Source organism: Roseovarius sp. MMSF_3359, from assembly GCF_030733385.1.
Classification (GTDB): Bacteria; Pseudomonadota; Alphaproteobacteria; order Rhodobacterales; family Rhodobacteraceae; genus Roseovarius.
The window spans coordinates 167,507-189,232 of the sequence record NZ_JASHJC010000006.1 but is presented as its reverse complement, the minus strand read 5'-3'; the positions used below and the strand labels follow the sequence as shown (position 1 = coordinate 189,232).

17 protein-coding genes are annotated in these 21,726 nt (G+C 59.5%); 11 read left to right on the top strand and 6 right to left on the bottom strand.

What is annotated here, in order from left to right; translation table 11 throughout:
• Nucleotides 1-94: 94 nt before the first annotated feature.
• Nucleotides 95-451 carry a hypothetical protein gene (locus tag RBB29_RS10910; protein ID WP_306114225.1) on the top strand — a complete coding sequence of 119 codons (357 nt, stop codon included), beginning with the start codon at nt 95-97 and terminating at the stop codon, nt 449-451.
• A gap of 1,272 nt (nt 452-1,723) precedes the next feature.
• On the opposite strand, the gene RBB29_RS10905 is transcribed toward RBB29_RS10910, so the two are convergent.
• The 3 genes from RBB29_RS10905 to RBB29_RS10895 all read right to left on the bottom strand — a co-directional run bounded on the left by RBB29_RS10905 (nt 1,724) and on the right by RBB29_RS10895 (nt 4,053).
• Entirely contained in the window at nt 1,724-2,740 is a 1,017-nt protein-coding gene (locus RBB29_RS10905) for a GlxA family transcriptional regulator (protein ID WP_306114227.1), read from the bottom strand.
• Between the two features lie 71 nt (nt 2,741-2,811).
• The gene (locus tag RBB29_RS10900) at nt 2,812-3,369 is read right to left on the bottom strand and encodes a DUF3291 domain-containing protein (protein ID WP_306114228.1); all 558 of its coding nucleotides are present in this window, start codon (nt 3,367-3,369) and stop codon (nt 2,812-2,814) included.
• Nucleotides 3,370-3,441: 72 nt separating this feature from the next.
• On the bottom strand, nt 3,442-4,053 hold the full coding sequence (locus RBB29_RS10895; RefSeq protein ID WP_306114229.1) for a DJ-1/PfpI family protein: 612 nt from the start codon (nt 4,051-4,053) through the stop codon (nt 3,442-3,444).
• Nucleotides 4,054-4,523: 470 nt separating this feature from the next.
• Between RBB29_RS10895 and RBB29_RS10890 the strand changes: the two genes are divergently transcribed.
• The 4 genes from RBB29_RS10890 to RBB29_RS10875 all read left to right on the top strand — a co-directional run bounded on the left by RBB29_RS10890 (nt 4,524) and on the right by RBB29_RS10875 (nt 10,286).
• On the top strand, nt 4,524-6,089 hold the full coding sequence (locus RBB29_RS10890; protein WP_306114230.1) for a BCCT family transporter: 1,566 nt from the start codon (nt 4,524-4,526) through the stop codon (nt 6,087-6,089).
• Between the two features lie 27 nt (nt 6,090-6,116).
• Nucleotides 6,117-7,970: a glycine betaine ABC transporter substrate-binding protein gene (locus tag RBB29_RS10885; RefSeq protein ID WP_306114231.1), complete on the top strand. Its 1,854-nt coding sequence runs from the start codon at nt 6,117-6,119 to the stop codon at nt 7,968-7,970.
• Between the two features lie 21 nt (nt 7,971-7,991).
• A complete protein-coding gene (locus tag RBB29_RS10880) occupies nt 7,992-8,447 on the top strand; it encodes a universal stress protein (protein ID WP_306114232.1) in 456 nt (151 codons plus the stop codon).
• A 132-nt stretch (nt 8,448-8,579) separates the two neighbouring features.
• Entirely contained in the window at nt 8,580-10,286 is a 1,707-nt protein-coding gene (locus RBB29_RS10875; protein ID WP_306121147.1) for a choline dehydrogenase, read from the top strand.
• Here RBB29_RS10875 and argE read toward each other — a convergent pair.
• Both argE and RBB29_RS10865 read right to left on the bottom strand, forming a co-directional pair.
• Nucleotides 10,270-11,394, bottom strand: coding sequence for an acetylornithine deacetylase (gene argE / locus RBB29_RS10870; RefSeq protein WP_306114234.1), 1,125 nt, complete (start codon nt 11,392-11,394; stop codon nt 10,270-10,272). The two genes, RBB29_RS10875 and argE, sit on opposite strands and share 17 nt — an antisense overlap.
• A 2-nt stretch (nt 11,395-11,396) precedes the next feature.
• Nucleotides 11,397-12,434, bottom strand: a complete 1,038-nt coding sequence (locus RBB29_RS10865; RefSeq protein WP_306114235.1) for an aromatic ring-hydroxylating dioxygenase subunit alpha — start codon at nt 12,432-12,434, stop codon at nt 11,397-11,399.
• 358 nt (nt 12,435-12,792) lie between these two features.
• Here RBB29_RS10865 and RBB29_RS10860 point away from each other — a divergent pair, with 358 nt between their 5' ends.
• From RBB29_RS10860 to RBB29_RS10850, 3 genes are all read left to right on the top strand, one after another.
• Nucleotides 12,793-13,923, top strand: coding sequence for an aromatic ring-hydroxylating dioxygenase subunit alpha (locus tag RBB29_RS10860; protein WP_306114236.1), 1,131 nt, complete (start codon nt 12,793-12,795; stop codon nt 13,921-13,923).
• Between the two features lie 121 nt (nt 13,924-14,044).
• Nucleotides 14,045-15,658: an ABC transporter substrate-binding protein gene (locus RBB29_RS10855; RefSeq protein ID WP_306114237.1), complete on the top strand. Its 1,614-nt coding sequence runs from the start codon at nt 14,045-14,047 to the stop codon at nt 15,656-15,658.
• Between the two features lie 5 nt (nt 15,659-15,663).
• The gene (locus RBB29_RS10850) at nt 15,664-16,398 is read left to right on the top strand and encodes a GntR family transcriptional regulator (RefSeq protein WP_306121146.1); all 735 of its coding nucleotides are present in this window, start codon (nt 15,664-15,666) and stop codon (nt 16,396-16,398) included.
• 136 nt (nt 16,399-16,534) lie between these two features.
• Here RBB29_RS10850 and RBB29_RS10845 read toward each other — a convergent pair whose 3' ends face one another.
• Nucleotides 16,535-16,711 (bottom strand): DUF1674 domain-containing protein, encoded by a 177-nt coding sequence (locus RBB29_RS10845; protein ID WP_306114239.1) that lies wholly within the window; start codon nt 16,709-16,711, stop codon nt 16,535-16,537.
• 69 nt (nt 16,712-16,780) lie between these two features.
• Here RBB29_RS10845 and RBB29_RS10840 point away from each other — a divergent pair, with 69 nt between their 5' ends.
• The 3 genes from RBB29_RS10840 (at nt 16,781) to purH (ending at nt 21,726) form a co-directional block, all read left to right on the top strand.
• Entirely contained in the window at nt 16,781-18,046 is a 1,266-nt protein-coding gene (locus RBB29_RS10840; RefSeq protein WP_306114240.1) for an RsmB/NOP family class I SAM-dependent RNA methyltransferase, read from the top strand.
• 100 nt (nt 18,047-18,146) lie between these two features.
• Complete coding sequence (locus RBB29_RS10835; RefSeq protein WP_306114241.1) at nt 18,147-19,892, top strand: heparinase II/III family protein; 1,746 nt, start codon at nt 18,147-18,149, stop codon at nt 19,890-19,892.
• A 244-nt stretch (nt 19,893-20,136) separates the two neighbouring features.
• Entirely contained in the window at nt 20,137-21,726 is a 1,590-nt protein-coding gene (purH, locus tag RBB29_RS10830) for a bifunctional phosphoribosylaminoimidazolecarboxamide formyltransferase/IMP cyclohydrolase (RefSeq protein WP_306114242.1), read from the top strand.

Genomic DNA, 21,726 nt, shown 5'->3' with positions numbered 1-21,726 from the left:
GGCCATTCGTTGGGTAGCGGCTTTTGATTTCCCTGTCCAAAAAAGATGGGACCACGTCAAACGACTCAAGCAAGCTTTCAGAGGATGATGCAAAATGTTCAAGATAGGCGCCGCAATTGTATTTATCTTGATGGCTGATCCCGCCGGTAATGCAAAGACTGACAATCCTATTGAAAACCCAGATTCAACTTTTCAATCATCGGATGTAGTTGGAGTGGAATTTTCAGAAACTAGAAGGTCTCTATTTGTTGCATTGACTTCGACTATTGTTGAATATGAGTTGTTTCCAGCTCGTGAAGTCCAGCGGTACCCTCTCGATTTCCACATCAGCGATTTTAGAGTAGCATTTGATGGGACGTTTTATGTAGTTGGCAGCGATCGGCCAAAATTGGATTCAACACGCTCCAACGCTCGTTTCGTAGTGTCAAAGAAGTCTAGTGAACGGACCTAAAGTCAGTTCAAACATTGTACGAAATTGCCTTCTCGCAATCTGAAATTCTAACCGAAATCGTTATCAGCGAGAACGACAACTTTACGATAACTGATGCTACCTCATGGTCTTTGCTATTGGGGAGATTGCATCAATTCAAAGATAACGGGAACTTAGAAGCTCCAATATTGGGAGGGTACTTGCTGCCTTGCGGCGTGTCCATTCAAACTTCGTTGTTAGAGAGTGAGACGAACGATCCAATTTTTGTTTTGTCGATATTTGGAGATGACCGAATTGTTTTGTTTCAGGTTGAAAAGCGTAGCTATGACTGCAAAAATACAATTCGACTATCCAGTGACATAAAAGCGACAGGGAAACAGCTAACTTCTGGCTTCACCAGATTGTTTCCGCGACTTCCAGATATAAAGACATCTATTGGGGCGATGCGGACCATTTGGCTAGTCTTGTCTACGTTGACCAATCAGCAAGCAAAATTGCCATCCGCGAACTCTGCATGAATGACAGTTTTGTCGACTTTTCCAGGGAATCTTCCATCACATTCGCAGCGTTGCGCAAAACTTTCGCCCTGACTGGGCAGGGTTTTCTGCAGATCGAACAGGAGAGATAATTCTGTTGTCCGGATATCCAGTTTCTCGAGTTCTTAGTTTGTCAAGCAACGATGGTGAGCTAGTCGATCGTGGACAACTTGAAACGCGCATTCCTGTTCACGGCGTAAAAGTAAGTAAACACGGTGACTTTACAGCCATCGGCGTTGAAAAGGCAGGAGGGCTAGAGATCGTTGTATTTCGAGAGTTTTTAGGTTTTCTACAACATACGAGCCTCCAATTTTGCGGACAATCTGTGCTTTGGTTACAGAAGGCTTTGTCAGAGCGTGGGATAAATCCTGGCCCACAAGATGGAATTCTTGGAGCACGCACCAAATCTGCATTCCACAGTTAATATGGAAATTGCTGGCTAAGCACTTTGGAAATAGTATTCTGCTGCGTCTATTCGGAAGAGCAACACCCCGTCACAAGGAAAAAGTGAAGGTATGTACAAGGTGGTGTCACCGATGCAGTGGATGGTGATCCTGATATGTCACTCAACGCTCCTTCATTCAGAACGTGAGTTTTCAGAAAAGTGGAACATTTTTGCGTCTGGATAGTCTGAATTGAGAGGTGGTCGCAACGACCCAGCGCCGGTCGGCAACGTGGTAGGACCTGAATGTAATCTCGTGGTTCATCATACCTCGATGATGCTGGCCTGTGTCTGAGGCATCGCTGACCTCACCACCTATCCAACGCCCTCTGCCAATCGGAACCTTGCGCGGTATTCGCTCGGGGCCACGCCGAGAAGCCGGACAAAGGCCCGCCGCATGCGTTCCTCATCCCCAAACCCGCAGCGCAGCGCGACCGATTTGATGCCGGTGCCGCTTGTCTCCAGCATTTCCCGCGCCGCTTCCATCCTGAGCATCTCGACGGCCTTCGCGGGGGTGCGTCCCATCGTGTCGGTGTAGAGGCGGTAGAAACTTCGAACACTCATGTTTTCAAATCCGGCAAGCTCTTCAACCCGCAGGTCTTTCCGCAGGTTTGCGCGTATCCACCTGTGAAGGTCTTCGAACCGTGATGCGGTTTCAAGCCTCTGGCGTTCCAGAACCCGGCTGAACTGCGACTGGCCGCCGGGGCGTACCATGTAGGTGACCAGCGCCTGGGCCCGTGCAAGGGCCGCCTCGCGCCCCAGGTCTTCGGCGACGATCGCAAGGGCCATGTCCGTTCCCGCGGTCACACCGGCCGAGGTCCAGATATGACCGTCCTTGATGTAGATCGGGTCCTCTTCCAGCAGAACATCCGGAAACATGGTCGCCAGGTTGTCGCTGTCTTCCCAATGGGTCACGGCGCGCCGACCATCGAGCAACCCCAACCCCGCCAGAACCAACGCGCCGGAACACACCGCGCAGACACGATCCGATCGGGCCGCCAACGCCGACACGGCATCCAGGAAAGAGCTGTCCTTGATCGCGGCATAAACGCCGTCTCCCCCCACGACGATCAAGGTGTCGATATGTTTCCCGCTCAACGCCGCCATCGGTTGGGTATCAACGGCGATAAGCGTGTCACTTGGCACCTGCCCGCCCCCAAGCGAGACGATGGTCGATTGGTATCCAAGGCGATCCGTCCCGTGCTCCTTCGCCCAGGTGATCGTCTGTAGCGGGCCCGCGAGGTCCAAAAGGGAAATGTCCGGGTAGATGACGAACACGACCTCCAAGGGTGTCCCGGATGTGTCAGGTTGATGAGAGGGATTTCGTGTCATGGCGTCGGTTCTGGTTGGCAAAGCACTGTCAGGGCATCTTAGGTGAAGCGGGCCAAGGACAAACAGGCATTCTAGATCCGCTGTGCATTCAGGTTTGATAATCTTCTGATCTCTTTCCGGTCCAAAGCAATTTTTTCGCCATGCGGTCCAAACGGCGACTTGAAGTTGAACACCTTGGGGGACGGGCCATTGTCATGAAGGCGCTTGTGCAACTGCACGGCATCGGACCACTCCGGAGGCGCTTCATGCGGCCACCACCACGCAGCGTAAGGCGGCCATGACGGTTTGATGTTCCACTCGCGCCCGCGCTTCAAAGCCTCTGCATGCAATCCCGAATACACGAACGCCATTGCGGCCTCGATGCTCTCCCAGAGGGACAGCGTGGAGGGTGCGGTATCTCTTCCGTATTCATGGGCGAAATGCGGATAGACTTCGCGGCCCCAGCTTTCGGGGCCGTCCTCGTCCGCATATCCAGAGCGCGCAATCAACCCGTTGCAGAGGTCAACGATCGCAAAGATGCGGTCATTCAGCTCCCAAAAGCTATCATTAGCGGGATGGTCATCATCCTCAATGAAGAGGCCGAACGTATAGAGCGCCAGTTTTGGGGCTGTTTTGTCGGTCTGCATCATGTCTCTTTCCTACGGGTCAACTGGCACATCTCTCGCACCATCGCGGGCAATCGGCCCAAAACTCCGATGATCTCAAACCAACCCGGCGAGCTTGGCGAAGGGATCCCAGTTGCAATCCTGGTGCCATTCATACTCACACCCTCGCGCGATCTCATAGGCAGCCTTGTGACCGAACAGTTTCTCCATGACCGCAAGGCTCATATCCATGCCGGCTGAAACACCCGACGAGGTGATAAACTTGCCATCTTCGACCCACCTGGCCTCTTTCACCCATTCGACATTCGGCCCGTGATGGATGGTCGCCAGGAAATCCTTCTTGTTGGTTGTCGCCCTGCGCCCATCCAGCAGGCCGGTCGTGGCCAACAGAACCGTACCGGTACAGACCGCCATCACATATTCGGCGTTTTTGGAGGTCTCGACGATCCAGGCATTGATGGCCTGATTGACCGGATCAAGCGGTGCGCTGTCACCGCCAGGAATGAGAAGAAGATCGTAATCTGTTCCATCTGCGAGGGTTCTGTCGGGCAAGATCCTGGTGCCATGGTAGCTGGGTACAGGTTCTAGGGTCTCAGCGATGATCTTGATGTCGACAGATCCTTCATCATGATCTCCCAGCATTTCCAGGGGCCCCTGCAAATCCAGCGTCTGGAAACCGGGGAAGACAAGTGCGGCTAGTTTCTTCATGACATCGACCTTTGGTAAGAATGATGAGAGCTGCGGCTCCGCATTGAGAACCGTTTTACAAGGGATGTGCCTGGCAGATATGCCAATTCACCCTCGTTTTCTGCCAAAAGCCCATTGTGCCCGTCACGGTCGACCGCACACGGATTTGCCGTGCCCCAAAACGTCGGCCTTCCGTTACCTTCGACGTTGACACAAAGGCTGCGTCTATGCGGCGACCTGGCAACAAGCCACCTTTCTCCGCATGTCTCCCATAGGCTGCGCCTTGCGATCTTGCACCGTATCAAGGGCAATCAAGCCAACCGCCTCGGGATCAAGCACACGAAAGCAGCGTGGGCGGGAAATCGCCAAGAATACAACGATTCGCTGAGTTTTTTCGCCGCTGTCAACCTTGATTTGTGAAGAAAATCGACATCCGATGGACGCCTGTAAAGGGCGGATTACGCGCCTTGCGGGAAAAACAGGGTGGGAAAATGTCAAATTTCAAAGGTGCGTCCTTTAACACGGTCTTCATCGTCGCGATGGTTTTGTGCCTCGCCATCGGCGTCTGGGGGGTGATCAGCCCCAACAGCATGACAGGCTCGGCGCAGGCCTTCACCAGCTACCTGCTCAACGGGGCGGGATGGATGTGGCTTGCCATGTGCTCGGGCTTTCTACTGCTTGGCGGCTACATGGCCTTCGGGCCTTACGGCAACATCCGGCTGGGCAAAGACGACGAGGAACCGGAATTCGACACCGCGTCGTGGATCGCGATGCTGTTTGCGGGCGGTATGGGCTCGGGCCTTCTGGTCTGGGGCGCGGCGGAGCCGATGTACCATTTCGTCTCGCCCCCGGGCATGGAAGGCGAAACCGCGGAAGCGGCGCGCGAGGCCTTGGTCATCACCAACCTGCACTGGGGGCTGCACGCCTGGTCGATCTACGGCTGCTGCGCGCTGGTGATTGCCTATTTCACCTTCCGGCGCAATGAACCCTCGATGATATCGACGCCCATCAAACATGTGTTCAAGGGCAAGGCAGGCGAAAACGTCGGCAAGGCCGCGGATATCCTGGGTGTCCTGTCGGTGGTGTTCGGCCTGGCCGGATCGCTCGCCATGGGCGCGCTCGCCGTGCGCTCGGGCATGTTCTACGCGTTCGACACGCCGCAGAACAACACCATGTCGATGATCATCCTTGCGGCGCTCTTCGTCTGCTACATGCTCTCGGCCACGACCGGCGTCGACAAGGGGATCAAGATCCTGTCGAACCTCAACATGGTGCTGACCGTGGCCATCATGCTTCTGGTGATCTTCGCCGGACCCACGCAGTTCATCATGGAGACGTTCGTCGATTCCATCGGCCAGTATTTCAGCGCGATCATCACCAAGTCCTTCACGCTCTACCCGTTCGAGGGGCTGACGGGATGGACCTCCGGCTGGACGCTGACCTACCTGATCTGGTGGCTGGCCTGGGGGCCCTTCATCGGCATTTTTGTCGCCCGCATCTCGCGCGGGCGCACGATCCGGGAATTCGTCTTTGGCGTCGTCCTGGTGCCCACCATGTTCTCAATGCTCTGGTTCGCAGCCTTTGGCGGTGCGGGCTTCTATATCGAGATGTTCGGCGGTGGCGGCCTGAAAGAGATCATTTTCGAAGATGTCTTTGCCGCGCTCTTTGCCTTCCTGGGTTACTTCCCCGGCGGCGCGTTGCTGGCCGGTCTGGCCGCTGTCCTGCTCTTCATCTTCCTGGTGACCTCGGCGGATTCGGGCACCTTCGTTCTGTCGATGATGACAACCGACGGAAACCTGAACCCGCCGGTCATTCAAAAGATGATCTGGGGCATCCTGATCGCGGTTCTGACATTCTCGACGCTGGTCACGGAATCGGTGCAGGTGGCCAAGGCCATGGCGATCACGGGGGCCATTCCCTTTGCCGTGATTGTCCTGCTGCAGATCGTGGGCTTCATGCGGGAAATCCGAAAGGAGGTCGCAGAGCCCGAAGTGATCGAGGCCGAGGGTGAAACCGAAGGCCGAAACCCTGAAATCGCCGCCGAAGGCAGCGCCTGACACCAACCGCAGAGAAAGGAGAGACCCATGTTCAAATCGACATTCATTTCAGTTCTCGCCGCGGTGGTCCTGCTGGCGGGATGTTCGGAAGAGGAAAGCGCCATCCGCATCGGCTCGAAGAGTTTTGGCGAAAGCCGGGTTCTTGCGCACATGATGGCCGCGATTGCGACCGAGCAGGGATTGCCGGTGGAAGGGGTTGTCGAATACGAAAACACCCCCGCCATTCTCGAAGCGTTGAAACGCGGGGATATCGACGCCTATCCGGAGTACAATGGCACCGGGTTGGTCATGCTGGGCCAAAGCCCCTTGGCCGATGGCGATGAGGCCACCGCGCGGGTGAAGGAGGTGTTCGAACCCCTGGGGATCTCTTGGCGCGAACGGGTGGGCTTTGCCAACAATTACGGGCTGGCCATGTTGCCGGACCGGGCCGAAGAGCTTGGACTGACCACCATGACAGATCTCGCAGCCCGTTCGTCGGAGGTCTCACTGGGCATCGAAGACGACTTCGATGATCGCCCGCTTGATGGTCTCAACCCGATGGTTCAACGCTACGGATTTGAATTCGGGAGTGTGGAGCAGGTGCCGCTCGAGGATCGCGGGCAGCTTTATGACATGCTGCTGGACGAAAAGGTGGACGTGATCGAGGTCTACACCACCGATGGCCAGATCGCGGATTACGGCCTGACCTTGCTCGAAGACAACCTGACCTTCTTCCCGGTTTATGAACTGGCGCCCATCGTGCGCATGTCGTCGCTGTCCGAATTCCCCGAGTTGGGCGGCGCGCTGGACGCGCTCGGCGGCAAGTTTTCCGAGGCCGAGATGCAGGCGCTTAACCGGAAGGTCGACCTGGAGGGGCGGGCGCCGGATGCCGTGGCCCGGGATGCCCTTGCGCGCCTGGGGCTGATTTCATCCGGGGCCGTCGAGGCCGAGGATCCGCTTCTGATCGCGACATCCGCCGTGCTGACCGACAGCGCCCATGCGGGTACATCGCTCAGGGCGGTCAGGCGGGCCTTTGTCGGGCGCGAGGTCGCCATCGAAGCAAGCAACGACCCCCTGGCAGAAGTGGCCAGCGGCAATGCACGGCTCGCCATGGTGGGGGCCGAGCGTTTCTTTGATATCTCTGGTCCCGCACCGCGCCGCCTCGATCAGTTCGAAAGCGTCGCAGCGGTGGGAACCAACGTCCTGCACTTCGTTGCGACAACGGACGGGGATGCCCCGAAATCGCTCCAGGAAGCATCGGCACTGATCGTCGGCCCCGAAGGGTCATCGACCCATCAGCTGGGCATGATCCTGAAGGACGCACTTGGCCTGAATGCGGAGTTGGTTGCGACGGATGCGGCCAGCGCCGCAGAGCTGATCGCGGCGATTGCCGATGCGGGTCAGGTCGCGCTGATCTCCGGTCCGCTTGGGCTGGATGTGGTCGAGAATGCCTTTGACGGCGCCGGGTTGAAGCTTTTGCCGATCACCGGATGGACCGATGGCGGCAACCTCGTGAAATACCCGTTCCTGCGCCAGACCCGTATCCCCGGCGGCACCTATGCGCTGCAATTCACCGCCATCGAAACATTGTCGAGCCAGGTGGTCCTTGCCGGTCCCGCCCCCGCTGCGGCGGCCACGACCATCGGTGAACAGGGGCCCGGTGCCACGGCAGCGCCCAGCCTGAAACCGGTACCCACAAGCACGGTTCAGGCGCTGGCAGGCGGTGTGTCCGATGGCGGGATCATCGACCCCGTGCTGCCGATTGCCGCGGCCTTTGCGCCCGCACTTCCGGAACCACCTGCGGCGATGAACCCGTCCGCGGACGTGTCGATCCTGAATGTTCTTCTTGTTCTAATGTTCGTGTGGGTATTCTGGCTCTACACACGCCGTGAAGTTCGCTGAGTCACGAAAGGCAGGCTGAAAATGACAGATAAGATACTTGTTCCAATCGACCTCGCGGACCAGGAAACCGGATTGAAGGTGATCAAGGAAGGCGTGATGCAGGCCAAGGCGCGCGATGGCGAAATGACGGTGATGACGGTGGTCCCCGACATTCTGTCCGGGCTTGATTTTCGCTATGCCATACGCGGCGAAATGGGTGGCTCTGAGGACTATGACCTCAAGGGGATCGTGAAGGAGGCGCTTGAGCGGCTGAACGAAATCGTCGCGGAACACACGCCAAGCGGCATGAAGGTCAAGACCGTGGCGCGGCACGGGACGGCCTATGAGGAAATCCTCAAAGTGGCAGAGAAAATCGGCGCAACACAGATCGTGATGGGCGCGCATCGCCCGTCGCTCGCCGACTACCTGATCGGGCCAACGACCGCGCGGGTGGTGCGTCACGCCGAATGCTCGGTCAATGTGCTGAGGTCCGGATAAGCTCCGAAGGTCCTTCTTTGGGCTACGCCTGATCCGGCGAATGGCATTGCAAACCGCCCGTGAGAGATGTCATCGGTGATCCGGGTCTTTGACCGGCAATGGACTTCCGGGGGCATTCTGTGGAACTTGGTCATGTCACAGCAGCCAGATGCCGGGGACATGACGAAACAGGGCGATCATGATTTTATCATCATTGGTGCCGGGTCGGCGGGGTGTGTCGTTGCCGAAGCACTCAGCCGCGACCCGTCGGTTTCCGTGCTGCTTCTCGAAGCCGGACCGCCGGATCGAAATCTCATGATACATGTTCCAGCCGGCGTCTACCGCGCTTTCCGCGACCGGCGCATCAATTGGAACTATGTATCGCAACCTGAACCGGGGCTGAATGGCCGCCGCGTCCCGGCCCCACGCGGACGGGTTGTGGGCGGTTCTTCGGCGATCAATTCGATGGTCTACATGCGGGGCCACCCGGATGATTTCGATCGGTGGGAACGCGATCATGGTCTGACGGGCTGGGGTTATGCCGATTGCCTTCCGTATTTCAAAGCCGCTGAAAGCTATAGCCGCGGCGGGGATGAGTGGCGGGGCGGTTCCGGCCCGTTGCAAGTCACGCGGACAGATACCCACGATCCGCTCTATGACGCCTTTCTTGAAGCCGGAAAGCAGGCAGGACAAGGGTCAAGTGACGACCTGAACGGGCAGCACCCCGAAGGTGTCGCGCGGTATGATGCCACCAAGAGCCGCAGCCGCAGATGCAGTGCGGCAACTGCCTTTCTCAAGCCGGCTTTGAGGCGGTCGAACCTTACCCTGGAGACCGGGGCAGAGGTCCTAGCTCTGGAAATTCACGCGCACCGGGCCGAGGGCGTCATATTCGACCAGCGCGGCGAACGCCGGGTCGCAAGGGCAACCCGAGAGGTCATCCTGTGCGGTGGCGCAATCAACTCTCCTCATCTACTCATGCTGTCCGGGATCGGCCCGGCAGATCACCTGCGTGAATGCGGTATCCCTGTTGCCACCGACCTGCCCGGTGTCGGTCAGAACCTGCGCGACCACGCGAAGATCAAACTACAATTTGCCTGCCGAAAACCCCTCGCTTTTCACCGGATCGGCAACCCGCTCGTCAAGGCGGCTGCGGGGGTGCAATGGGCGTTGACCGGCCGCGGCATCGCCACATCAAACATATGGGAAGCCGGCGGCCTTATCCGCGGCAATCACGACATCGCCTATCCCAACCTGCAATACCATTTTGGCCCCTTGGGATTTACCGTTGACGGGGACCGGATCACCGTCAACCAGGCGTTTTCCGTCAATGTCGATCACGCAAGGCCGCGCACCACGGGGCACATCGCGCTTGATCCGGCCAACCCGCAGGGGGCACCGAGGTTGCATTTCAACTACCTGGCCGATGCCGATGACCTGCGCGAGATGCGGGAAGGTGTGGCGCGCGCACGCGATCTTGTGGCGCAACCCGCCTTCGATGCGTTTCGGGGAGCCGAGATGACCCCGGGCGCCGATTGCCGAACGAATGAGGAAATCGAAGCCATGCTGCGCGAGAGGGTGGAAACCGCGTTTCACCCGTCCTGCACCTGCCGCATGGGGCATGACGAATTGGCGGTGGTGGATGACCAATTTCGCGTCCGGGGGATAGAGGGCCTGCGCGTGGTGGATGCCTCGGCTCTGCCGGAGATCACAAGCGCCAATCTCAATGCCCCGACAATGATGATCGCGGCGAGAGCTGCGGATTTCATCCGAAATGCACCGCAGCTTGCGCCGATGCGCCAGGAAGCATCCCGCATTCGCCGCGACCGTGTGGCGGACCAGTCACCTATTGCATCCCCATGAGCCGCCGCAGTTGCACCGCGCAACTTTCAAGCTGCTCGATCTCAAGGAATTCATCGGCAATGTGGGCCTGGGCAAGGTCGCCAGGCCCCATGATGACCACCGGCAGGCCAGCCGCAGAATAGATGCCCCCTTCGCTTCCGGCCGGGAAGGCTTGAGGGTCACCCGCATCGGACGCCATCAGGCATTCCTTTACGAAAGGATGGTCGGGCGCGGTCAGGAAACCGGGGAAATCCGCCGTCTGTTGCAACCGCACATCAACTTCGGCTGCGTTCTCCCTGTGCGGCACCAGAAGACGCTCGACTTCGGTGTGAAACGCCTGCTCAATCTGGTCGAGCCGGTCTCCTGCCGCGAGGCGGATGTCCCATTCGAACCGGCAATGCCCCGCGATGATGTTGCTGGCGGTACCTCCCTCGACCACACCGACAGAATGGCTCGTTGTCTCCGGACCGTAGACTCTGGCGGATTGGTCTTCGATCCATGTCATCAACCGCGCCGCGATCGCCGTCGCGCTTACCCCGAGTTCGGGCATGCTGGCATGCGCCGCGCGACCGGTTACATCAACCGCATAGGTATAGGATCCTTTCTGGCCGTTACTGGGCCGAAGCGCCGTTGGCTCGCCTACAAGAACGCCGCGCGGGGGCGGGAGGTTCTTGGCGATATGCGCCGCAAGGCTCCGGGCAGACTGGCAGGCGGTTTCCTCATCGGCGGAGAGCGCGATATGGACGGGATGGGAAAGATCGCCGCGCGCAGCCTCCTCGAATACCGCAATGGCGCAGGCAACAAAGCCTTTCATGTCGGTGGTGCCGCGACCATAGACCCTGTTTTCCGTGCGGCGAAGGCGAAAGGGATCACTTGTCCAGCTCTGCCCGTCGGCGCTCACCACATCCAAATGACCCGACAGTACAAGACCGCCTGGCCGATCCGGGCCGATACTGGCGATCAGGCCGGTGCGTTCCCCCGCGGGTGACGGCACCTCCGCGATTTCGGCGCCGATGGCAGCAAGGCGCGCAGAAACATACCGCAGCCATTCCGCATTCTTCTCACCCGGGACGGTTCGAATGGCCACGAGATCGTCGAGAACGGTGAGGATGGCGGGCAGATCGGCCATCATCAGGCCAGGGCGGCGTCGGCCGTGCGTTCCTGCTCGATCAACACTTCGAGTTGCCGCCGGAACCGCAATTGTCCGCCGTCGATCGGCAGGTCGATATGCGCTGTCTTCTTGGTCGTCATGCCCTTCTGTACCTCGTTGAGCACGTCGCGGTCCTCTTCAAAGGCGTGTTTGACGTCATCGCTCATCATCCGTGACAAATCCTCATCATCCGGCCGCAGGTTACGCAGTTGAAACCAATAATAGCGCGTGCGGCTTTCGGTTTCCGGCGTCATGAAGTTGTAGCTGTCCATGATAAAGGTCTTGTCGTGCAGGGGGCCACCCTCCCCACCGGTACCTGCGGGCGTAAACACCGCCCGGATAATCGCATGGCAGGGATATCGTACTTCGTAATGCTGCAACCGGTCGCAATTGCCGTCAAACTCTACGATCTTTTTATAGAACGGTGCCGGTTCAACATCCATCATCCACCGCCAGACCGTAACACCATCCTCGCCTTTGGTGATCCGCAGGGGCGTGTCCTCGGTTGCCGCCTGCCCGAACGACGACTGATGCACCCAGGCGACATGGGTCGGATCAAGAAGGTTGTCGGTCACGTACAGGTAATTGCAATCAATCTCCAACGCCTTGCCGCGGTTGAGACCCCATTCGGGGTTGCCGTAATTTTCGATCTCGAAGATCTCGTCCACATTCGCCAACGCCGGATTGCCCATCCAGATCCAGACAAGACCGTACCGTTCCTCGCAGGGATAGGCATGTACCTTGGCATTGGACGGGATGCCGCCCTTGCCCGGTGCGCGGACACATTGGCCGGTGCAATTGAACGTCAGCCCGTGATAGCCGCATTCGACGGTGTCGCCCTTGCGCCGGCCTTTGGTCAGCGGCAGCTTGCGATGCGGGCAGGCGTTTTCCAATGCCACCACCGCGCCCGTGCTGTCACGGAACATGCAGATGCTTTCCTCCAGCAGAACAACTTCCTGCAACTCATCGCCGATTTCATCGGACCACTCAGCGACATACCAGGTGTTTTTGAGAAACATGTCCCCTCCATGAACGATCGGGATCGTGGCCCAACGCACTTATTTTCGCACGGTCACTATCTAAAACTGCGATCACGGTTATTTCTACTGGGAGATAAAATCAATCCCCAGCGTGCAAATTGACCGAGCGACATCGTGTCGAAGATCAGAGAATTAAAGTTCCAAACCACTCACTATACTTGGTTTTTCATCAAAAAACTTGCTTTAGAGCCTGCTGAAACCTGCCAGCAAAAGGCGTGGATGGATTCGGATTCCTTTCTGCGCCGGATCATGCAACCCCGCTAAACATCTACTTGAAACGAATCTTAAACCGTGATCTCAGTTAGAGACTTGCTCAAAACCACACCGGAAGGCTTTCATGCTGGACAACGCCAGCGGCAACACCAACAAAATTCGTGAAGCTCTCGCGTTTCGGGCAAGTCTGCCGGACGACGAGGCCCTGGCAATGCCCGCGGAATTCTACACCTCCGCCGCCTTTCTTGAAGTCGAGATCGACGCGGTGTTGCGCAAGGAATGGCTCTGCGTGGGACATATCGGAGAGGTCCGAAATCCCGGCGACTTCTTCACCACGGAGATGGTTGGTGAACAATTGCTGGTCGTGCGCGATCGCGATGGGACCGTCCGGGTGCTGTCCAATGTCTGCCGCCACAGGGGCAACCGTGTCGCCGAAGGGTCGGGGAATGCGCGCAAGTTCATCTGCCAGTATCACACCTGGAACTATGACACGACAGGCGCGCTTGTCGCGGCGCCACTGATGAAGAAACGGGCTGCATTCGATCAAAAGAAATGCGGTCTGCCTGAGTTTTCATCTGAAATCTGGAACGGGTGGATCTTTGTTAATCTCGACGGTCAGGCCGAGCCCCTTACGCCCCGGCTTGGCGGTCTGCAGAACGTCATCAGGAACTACCACCAAGACGAGCGTTTCCTGGTGTTCATGGAAGAGGATGAGTGGGCCTGCAACTGGAAGGCGCTTTTCGAGAATTTCATGGAAGGCTACCACCTGAGCGCGACGCATCTGAAGACCTTGCACAAGATCACGCCAACCCGGTTGTGCCGAAAAATGGTGTCGGGTGATGCCTGGACGGGATATCACGCCTATTACGATCCCGACTACCCACCACGCGGCCCATTCCATCCGGATCTGACCGAGGACGAAACCACCAACTCACCGATGTATGGGGTGTTTCCGAACCTCGTCGTCGGCATGGCAACGAATTTCACGCTGTTCATGTGCCTCCGCCCGAATGGCCCGGACAAAGTCCGCATCCGCTGGGGCGTCACGGGGATCGAGGATGATCCCGAGTCGCAGGCTGTCAGGGATTACGTTGATCTCTGCAGGTCATTCAATGTCGAGGACCGCGAAAAACTCGAAATTCTGCAGGAGACGATGAAGACCCGCACCTTTGATGGCGGACCTCTGGCGCCGGATGATTATGAGGGGACGATCTGGGACTTCACGAAATATATGGCACGCTTGCTGACGGTCTGAACCGGGCGCTGCCTCTACCAAGTAATCGCCATGAGACGGTTCAGCATGGCGAAAAATCGACAAGAGAACCGGCGTGAGCATTTCTTAATGGTCCGCAATCAACCAACAGGGGAGTAGAAAAATGAAAAACGACGACAGCAATCTGATACTCGACCGCATCGTTGCGGCCGGGCGACAGCGTGGCATAACCCGCCGCCATTTCATGCAGAACGCAACGGCCACCGGCCTGACCGCCGCGGCGGCGGCAACGCTTTGGACGAACGAGGTGTCGGCAATGACCCCTTCGCAAGGCGGAAATTTCCGGGTCGCCATCCACGACGCCAACACCACCGACACGATGGACCCCGGGCAATATCTTTCGGTCTTCATGATCCAATTGGCCCATGCCTCGCGCAGCTATCTGACCGAGGTCAATCCCGACGGCACGCTCGGCCCGGATCTGGCCGATAGCTGGACGGCGTCTCCCGACGCCAAGGTCTGGACCTTCGAGTTGAACAAGAATGCGACGTTCCATGATGGGCGCCCCGTCACCTCCAATGACGTGCTCGCATCGCTGCGCCATCACCTTGGCGAAGAATCGGCGTCGGCGGCGAAATCCCTGCTTGCGAATGTGACGGATGTACGCGCGGACGGCGATCATACCGTGGTGATCGAACTGGACACCGGCCTTGCCGATCTGCCCTATATCATGACGGATTATCACATCGCGATGGTCCCGGCCGATGCCGACGGCAAGGCCGATTGGGCCGGTGGTATGGGATCTGGCCCCTACAAGGTCGACAACTTCAATGCCGGGGTAAGCGCCAAGCTGACCAAGCACGAGGGATGGCACCGCGACGGAGGGTACTTCGATTCGATCGAACTCATCGCCATCAACGACCCGAACGCCCGCCAAACCGCACTGGTCTCAGGCGATGTCGATGCTGTCAGTTCGGTTGACCTGAAAACGCTCGCCTTGCTGGAACGACGCGCAGGGATTTCGATCTTGAACCTGCCGTCCGGCTCCGCCGTAACCTTGCCCATGCATGTGACGCAGGCGCCTTTTGACAACAATGATGTGCGCATGGCGCTCAAGCTGGCCATCAACCGCGACGAGCTTATCGAAAAGATCGTTTTCGGTACGGCCACGCCGGGCAATGACTTCCACATCTCGCCCAACATGCCCTACTATCCCGACGATATTCCGCAGCGCACCCATGATCCAGACAAGGCGAAATGGCATCTGAAACAGGCAGGCATGGACAGCCTCAGCCTGGACATGTCGGCATCGGATTCGATCATGCCGGGCGCGGTGGACTTCGTGACGCTCTTCTCCGAACAGGCCAAGGCGGCAAACATCAACATCAAGCCGATCCGCGAACCCGGCGATGGGTACTGGGCGGATGTCTGGCTGAAGAAGCCGTTCATTTTCTCCAAGTGGGGGGCACGTCCGACGCCCGACACGATGTTCACGCTCGCCTACAAGACAGGGGCAAGCTGGTCCGAGGCGTTTTGGAGCAACGAACGCTTTGACGAGCTTCTCCTGCAAGCCAAGGCTGAACTTGACGACACGAAGCGCGCGGAGATGTACCGCGAGATGAGCCTGATCGCCCGCGATGATGGGGGCACGATCCTGCCCATGTTCACGAATTACGTCTATGCCCATCAGGACACCGTGGCCCATCCCGAAAATGTTGGAAGCACCTGGGAACTGGACGGCGCCCGCGCCTATCAACGCTGGTGGTTCAAGGGCTGAACACCGTGAGCGGGCTTGATGCCACCCCTCAAGCCGAGTTGCTTTGCGAAAGCCATTCATGCCAGATTGCCGGCATGAATGGCGCTATTATTCAAAAAGAAACCTCGCTGTCCGATGGTATCTATGCGGAACTGAAAAACCGTTTGATCCTAGGCTATTATCGACCCGGTGACCGCCTATCCATGCGCAAACTCGCGGTGGAATTCGGGACGAGTCCGATGCCGGTGCGCGAGGCGTTGAAGCGTCTGGCGTCCGAGCATGCAATCGAAAGCGCCGCCGCCAAAGCATTCAACGTCCCGCGATTGAGCGACAAGCGCGCGGCCGATCTGTTCGACCTGCGCGCGCTCCTGGAAAGTGCTGCGGTCGAGGCGGCTCATCGCGCGATGACACCTGACATGCTGGATGAACTCAGCGCGCTGTGCGAGCGCATGGATGCACATCTCAAACTGCGGGATTTCCGCGCCTACATGGCCGACAACTACCGCTTTCATTTCCTGCTCTACAGGAAAGCGGACAACCCTGACATGGTCGCAATGATCGAGCAGCTCTGGATGAAATCCGGCCCGTCGCTGTATCAGGGTTTCGAAAAATCCGACGTCGCGAACCTCGATTGGAACCTCGGGCACAAACAGCTTCTCGACGCGATCCGGCACGGACACGTCTCGGATTTCGGCGCGATCATGCGAAAAGACATCGGATGGGGCGCCGAGTTCTATAGATCAGAGGCCGGAGATGTGTGAGGGGTTCGGTGACAGGTTCCCGATGCGCAAAACTGCTCTTGGCCGTCCTCTGATATCACTGTGCTAAACTTGGCGCTTTCCGGGTGCGCTCCTGCCCATTGAAGAAACCTGAGCCCCTCCAAGGCAGACAAACACGTCAAAAATCAATGGCGATGCCCTTCTTTTCCCAATCGCCATACCGCACCGGTTCCGGCCCCTTGCGCCCGCCCAGTTCCTTGGGCAGTTCGAGTTTTTCCGCGTTCCTGCGGCGTTCCTCGGCTTCGGCAAGAGCGCGGATGGCTTCGGGTGGCAGATCTCGGGCGTTGTCGCTCATCGTCGGGCTTCCTTTGGTCGGATGCGCTTGATATATGCCGCGCGCAGCTTGTCGCCAAGGAAAATACCCATGTCCACGCCCCAATACACCGCTCGCCGCTCGGCGGTTTTCCTGTTGGATCAGGTTCTGGGCGAAGGGCGGCTGATGTCCGACCTCGTGGCCAGCGGCAAGCTCGACCGCCTGTCACCGCCGGACCGGGCCCGGGCGCAGCGGCTGGCCAACGACACGCTGCGCAGCCTTGACCGGGCCGACCGGCTGCTCAGCCGTCAGGTGCGCAAACCGCCCGCGCTTCATGTCCGCAATATCCTGCGCCTCGGCACGGTCGAACTCTGCATGGGCGGGGATGCGCATGGGGTAGTGCATGAACTGGTCGGTCTGCTGGGCAATGACCGCCGCCACGCCAAGCTCAAGGGACTGGTCAACGCCGTCCTGCGCAAGATGGCGGGTGATGCGGGCAAGCCGTGGAACGATTTGCGCCTGCCGCGCCTGCCCGGGTGGCTACGCGAACCGCTCGTGGCCGCCTGGGGAGCGAACCCCGTCAACCAGATGGAAAAGGTGCATTTCGCCGGCGCGCCGTTGGACATCACCGCACGATCGGACGCGGAAGGCTGGGCCGACAAGCTAGGCGGTGCGCTCCTGCCGACCGGCACGATCCGGCTGGCCGATGCCGGCCAGGTTTCGACCCTGCCGGGCTTTGACGAAGGCGCCTGGTGGGTGCAGGACGCCGCCGCCGCGCTGCCCGTCAAGGTACTTGCGCCGCAAAAGGGCCAGGCAATCCTTGATCTCTGCGCCGCGCCGGGGGGCAAGACGCTGCAACTGGCCGCCGCCGGAGCCGAGGTGACGGCGCTTGATATCTCGGAACGCCGGATGCAGCGGGTCCAGGAGAACCTGACCCGCACCGGTTTGCGCGCCAGCATCGTTGTGGGCGATGCGCTACAGCACGAGGGGCAGTATGACGCGATCCTGCTCGATGCGCCCTGCTCGGCGACCGGCACAATCCGCCGCCACCCGGACCTGCCCCATGCCAAGGACGGATCCGATTTCGGCGAATTGATCGCGCTTCAGGCGCAAATGATCGACCAAGCGCTTGGCCTGCTGAAGCCCGGGGGGCGGCTGGTCTATTGCACCTGCTCGCTGCTGCCCGATGAGGGGGAATGCCAGGTGGATGAGGCGCTATTGCGTCATGACGGCCTCAAGACCGACCCCGCTGCCCTGTCTCTTCCCGGGGTCGACCCGGCCTGGGTCACCGAGGAGGGCGGCTTGCGCCTGCGGCCGGATTACTGGGCCGAAAAGGGTGGCATGGACGGCTTTTACATCGCTTGCCTGCGCCGCTAAGCGCCGATCACCGATTTTGCCGTAATCTTTACGTGACGTATGCCCGACAGGCGTTATACTGCCGATCATAGCGCCGGAAAGAGCGTTTTGAGGCAAGGCAATGTTCAATTCGGAAAACCTGACGCTCCAGTGGACGCGGATGATGGACCGTGTGCAGGCGCTGCGCGCGGCGCGCACCCGTCCGGCAACCGCCTTTGTCCAGCAACCCGAGCCACGCACCATCGGGAGTTTCGCCCGGGGGCGGCAGCTTTCAGCAGGGAATTTCGTTTTCGCCGGGCATCTGGTGCAACAGCCGGACACAAGCATCTGGGATCTGCCCGAGCCGGACCCCGGATTTACCGAAGAGTTGCACGGGTTTGTCTGGCTTGATGATCTGGCCGCCGCGGGGGATGCGCCCGCCCGGCAGCGCGCACAAGATTGGCTCAGTGACTGGATCGACCGCTATGGCAATGGCCGTGGCCCCGGCTGGACGCCCGAGCTGACGGGTCGGCGCCTGATCCGTTGGATCAACCATGCGCTCTTTGTCATGTTGGGGCGCAATGATGCGTCGGTGACGGGACCATTCTATCGCTCACTCGCGCAGCAGACGATCTTTCTGGGCCGCCGCTGGCGCGCCTCGCGCCCCGGGCTGGCGCGGTTCGAGGCGCTGACCGGCCTGATCTATGCCGGGCTGTCACTGGAAGGGATGGAGGCCCATGTGGAGCCTGCGATCAAGGCGCTGGCCCAGGAATGCGAAACACAGATCGGCACCGAGGGCGGGCTGCCCACGCGCAACCCCGAGGATCTGCTTGAAGTTTTCACCCTGCTCAACTGGGCGGCGGTCGCATTGACGGAAACCGGGCGCACCCCGGGCAAGGAGCACTGGCAGGCAATCGAACGTATTGCTCCCACGCTGCGGACCCTGCGCCATTCCGATGGCGGTTTGGCACGGTTCCATGGTGGTGGCCGGGGGCTTGAGGGGCGGCTTGACAACGCATTGGCCGCAAGCGGGATCAAGACGCGGCAACCCGACGGATTGTCTATGGGCTATGCACGGTTGAGCGCGGGGCGTACCAGCGTGATTGTCGACGCGGCCCCACCACCGGCAAGCAAGGCCTCGGCCAATGGCCATGCGTCCACATTGGCGTTCGAGCTGACTTCGGGGCGGCGGCCGCTGATCGTGAATTGCGGCTCAGGCGCGAGTTTTGGACGGGATTGGCGGCGCGCCGGGCGGGCCACGCCATCGCACTCGACCTTGGTGCTGTCGGGGCGGTCCAGCGCCCGGTTGGGCACCGGAAGCCTGAGCAAGGAATGGCTGACCGAAGCCCCCAAGGATGTGCCCGTGCAGATGAGCCAAGCACCCGATGGCATCCGTTTCGAGGGGGCGCATGACGGGTATGCGGCCACGTTCGGCCTGACCCATGTGCGCAAGATCGAGATGACGTTTGATGGCCGCGGCATCGCCGGCGAGGATATGCTGATTGCGCTCAACGAGACACAGCAGGCGCAGTTCGACAAGGCCATGGAATCGCGTGGGCTACAGGGTATTCCCTATGATATCCGCTTTCACCTGCATCCGGATGTCGATGCGGCGGTCGATCTGGGCGGTCGGGCAGTGTCGATGGCGCTCAAGTCCGGCGAGATGTGGATTTTCCGGATTGATGGGCCGATGAAACTGTCCCTGGACGTGAGCGTCTACCTGGAAAAAACCCGTCTCAAACCGCGCGCAACCAAGCAGGTTGTCCTGTCCGGGGCCGCCATGGAACATGCAAGCCGCATCAGGTGGTCCCTGTCGAAGGCACAGGACACGCCGATCAGTATTCGCGATCTGAAACAGGATGCGTTGGAACCGGTGGCCGACGCGTGAAGTCGCCACGCGGACGAAGCTAACGTTGGACGATAGAGTTACGAAGCCGCGCGTGGCGAAACCTGCAATACCCGTTTTGACCTCAAGGCGGATCAATTCGTTCCTGACTGATATAGGCAATAAGCCAAGCGCCTTCGAAATATCTAGCAAATGCGAAAAAGCCGCGGCTGTCTCATGTTGTATGCCCCGCGTATAGCTTCTATCAGGTCACCTGACTGTTCAGACACCACAGGATTTCTGCCACATGACCGATCTCGCCCCCCTGCGCCGCGCGCTTCTTTCCGTTTCCGACAAGACCGGCTTGATCGAGCTGGGCCGTGCGCTGGCCGAGCGGGGGGTCGAGCTTTTGTCAACCGGCGGCACGGCGAAGGCATTGCGCGAGGCGGGGCTTGAGGTGCGCGATGTGGCGGATGTCACCGGCTTTCCCGAGATGATGGACGGCCGGGTCAAGACGCTGCACCCGATGGTGCATGGCGGGCTTCTGGCGCTGCGCGACAATGACGATCATGTGGCCGCGATGGACACGCACGGTATCGGCGCCATCGACCTTCTGGTGGTCAACCTCTATCCGTTCGAGGAAACCGTCGCCAAGGGGGCGGATTATGACACCTGTATCGAGAATATCGACATTGGTGGCCCCGCGATGATCCGTGCGGCGGCCAAGAACCATGCCTTTGTCGGCGTTGTGGTCGATGTCGAGGACTATGAGCCGCTTCTGGCGGAGTTGGACGCGAATGCGGGGCAGACCTCGCTGGCCTTCCGACAACACCTGGCGCAGACGGCCTATGCCCGCACCGGGGCTTATGATGCCGCGGTCTCGACCTGGATGGCCGGGGCGATCGGGGTTGATGCCCCACGCCGCCGCGCCGTAGCCGGTACATTGGCGCAAACCCTGCGCTATGGCGAGAACCCGCATCAGGCGGCGGCGTTCTACACCGATGGCTCGAACCGCCCCGGCGTAGCCACGGCGACGCAAGTGCAGGGCAAGGAATTGAGCTATAACAACATCAACGATACCGATGCGGCGTTCGAACTGGTCAGCGAGTTCGACCCGGCTCAAGGCCCAGCCTGCGCGATCATCAAACACGCCAACCCCTGCGGTGTGGCCCGTGGTGAGACGCTGAAAGAGGCCTATGGTCGGGCGTTTGATTGTGACCGGACGTCGGCCTTCGGGGGAATCATCGCGCTGAACCAGACACTTGATGTAGCGACGGCGGCGGATATCTGCGAGATTTTCACCGAAGTTGTGATCGCCCCCGGTGCGGATGCGGAAGCCGTGGAGATCTTCGCCAAGAAGAAGAACCTGCGCCTGCTGACAACCGATGGCCGGGCCGACCCGCGCGAGGCGGCGATGACACTTCGGCAGGTGTCTGGCGGGTACCTGGTGCAGGACAAGGATAACGGCCATATCGACATGGATGATCTGAAGGTGGTGACCAAGCGCGCGCCCACGGATCAGGAAATGGCAGATATGCTCTTTGCCTGGAAGGTGGCGAAACACGTCAAGTCGAACGCCATCGTTTACGTCAAGGATGGCGCCACGGTTGGCGTCGGCGCGGGGCAGATGAGCCGGGTGGACAGCTGCCGGATCGCCGCGCGCAAATCACAGGACATGGCCGACGCATTGGGCCTGCCCGCGCCGCTGACGCAAGGATCGGTCGTGGCCTCGGATGCGTTCTTCCCCTTTGCCGACGGGTTGCTGACCGCGGCAGAGGCGGGGGCAACGGCAGTGATCCATCCCGGCGGCTCGATGCGCGATGATGAGGTGATTGCCGCCGCGGACGAGGCCGGGCTGGCGGTGGTCCTGACCGGCATGCGCCATTTCCGGCACTAG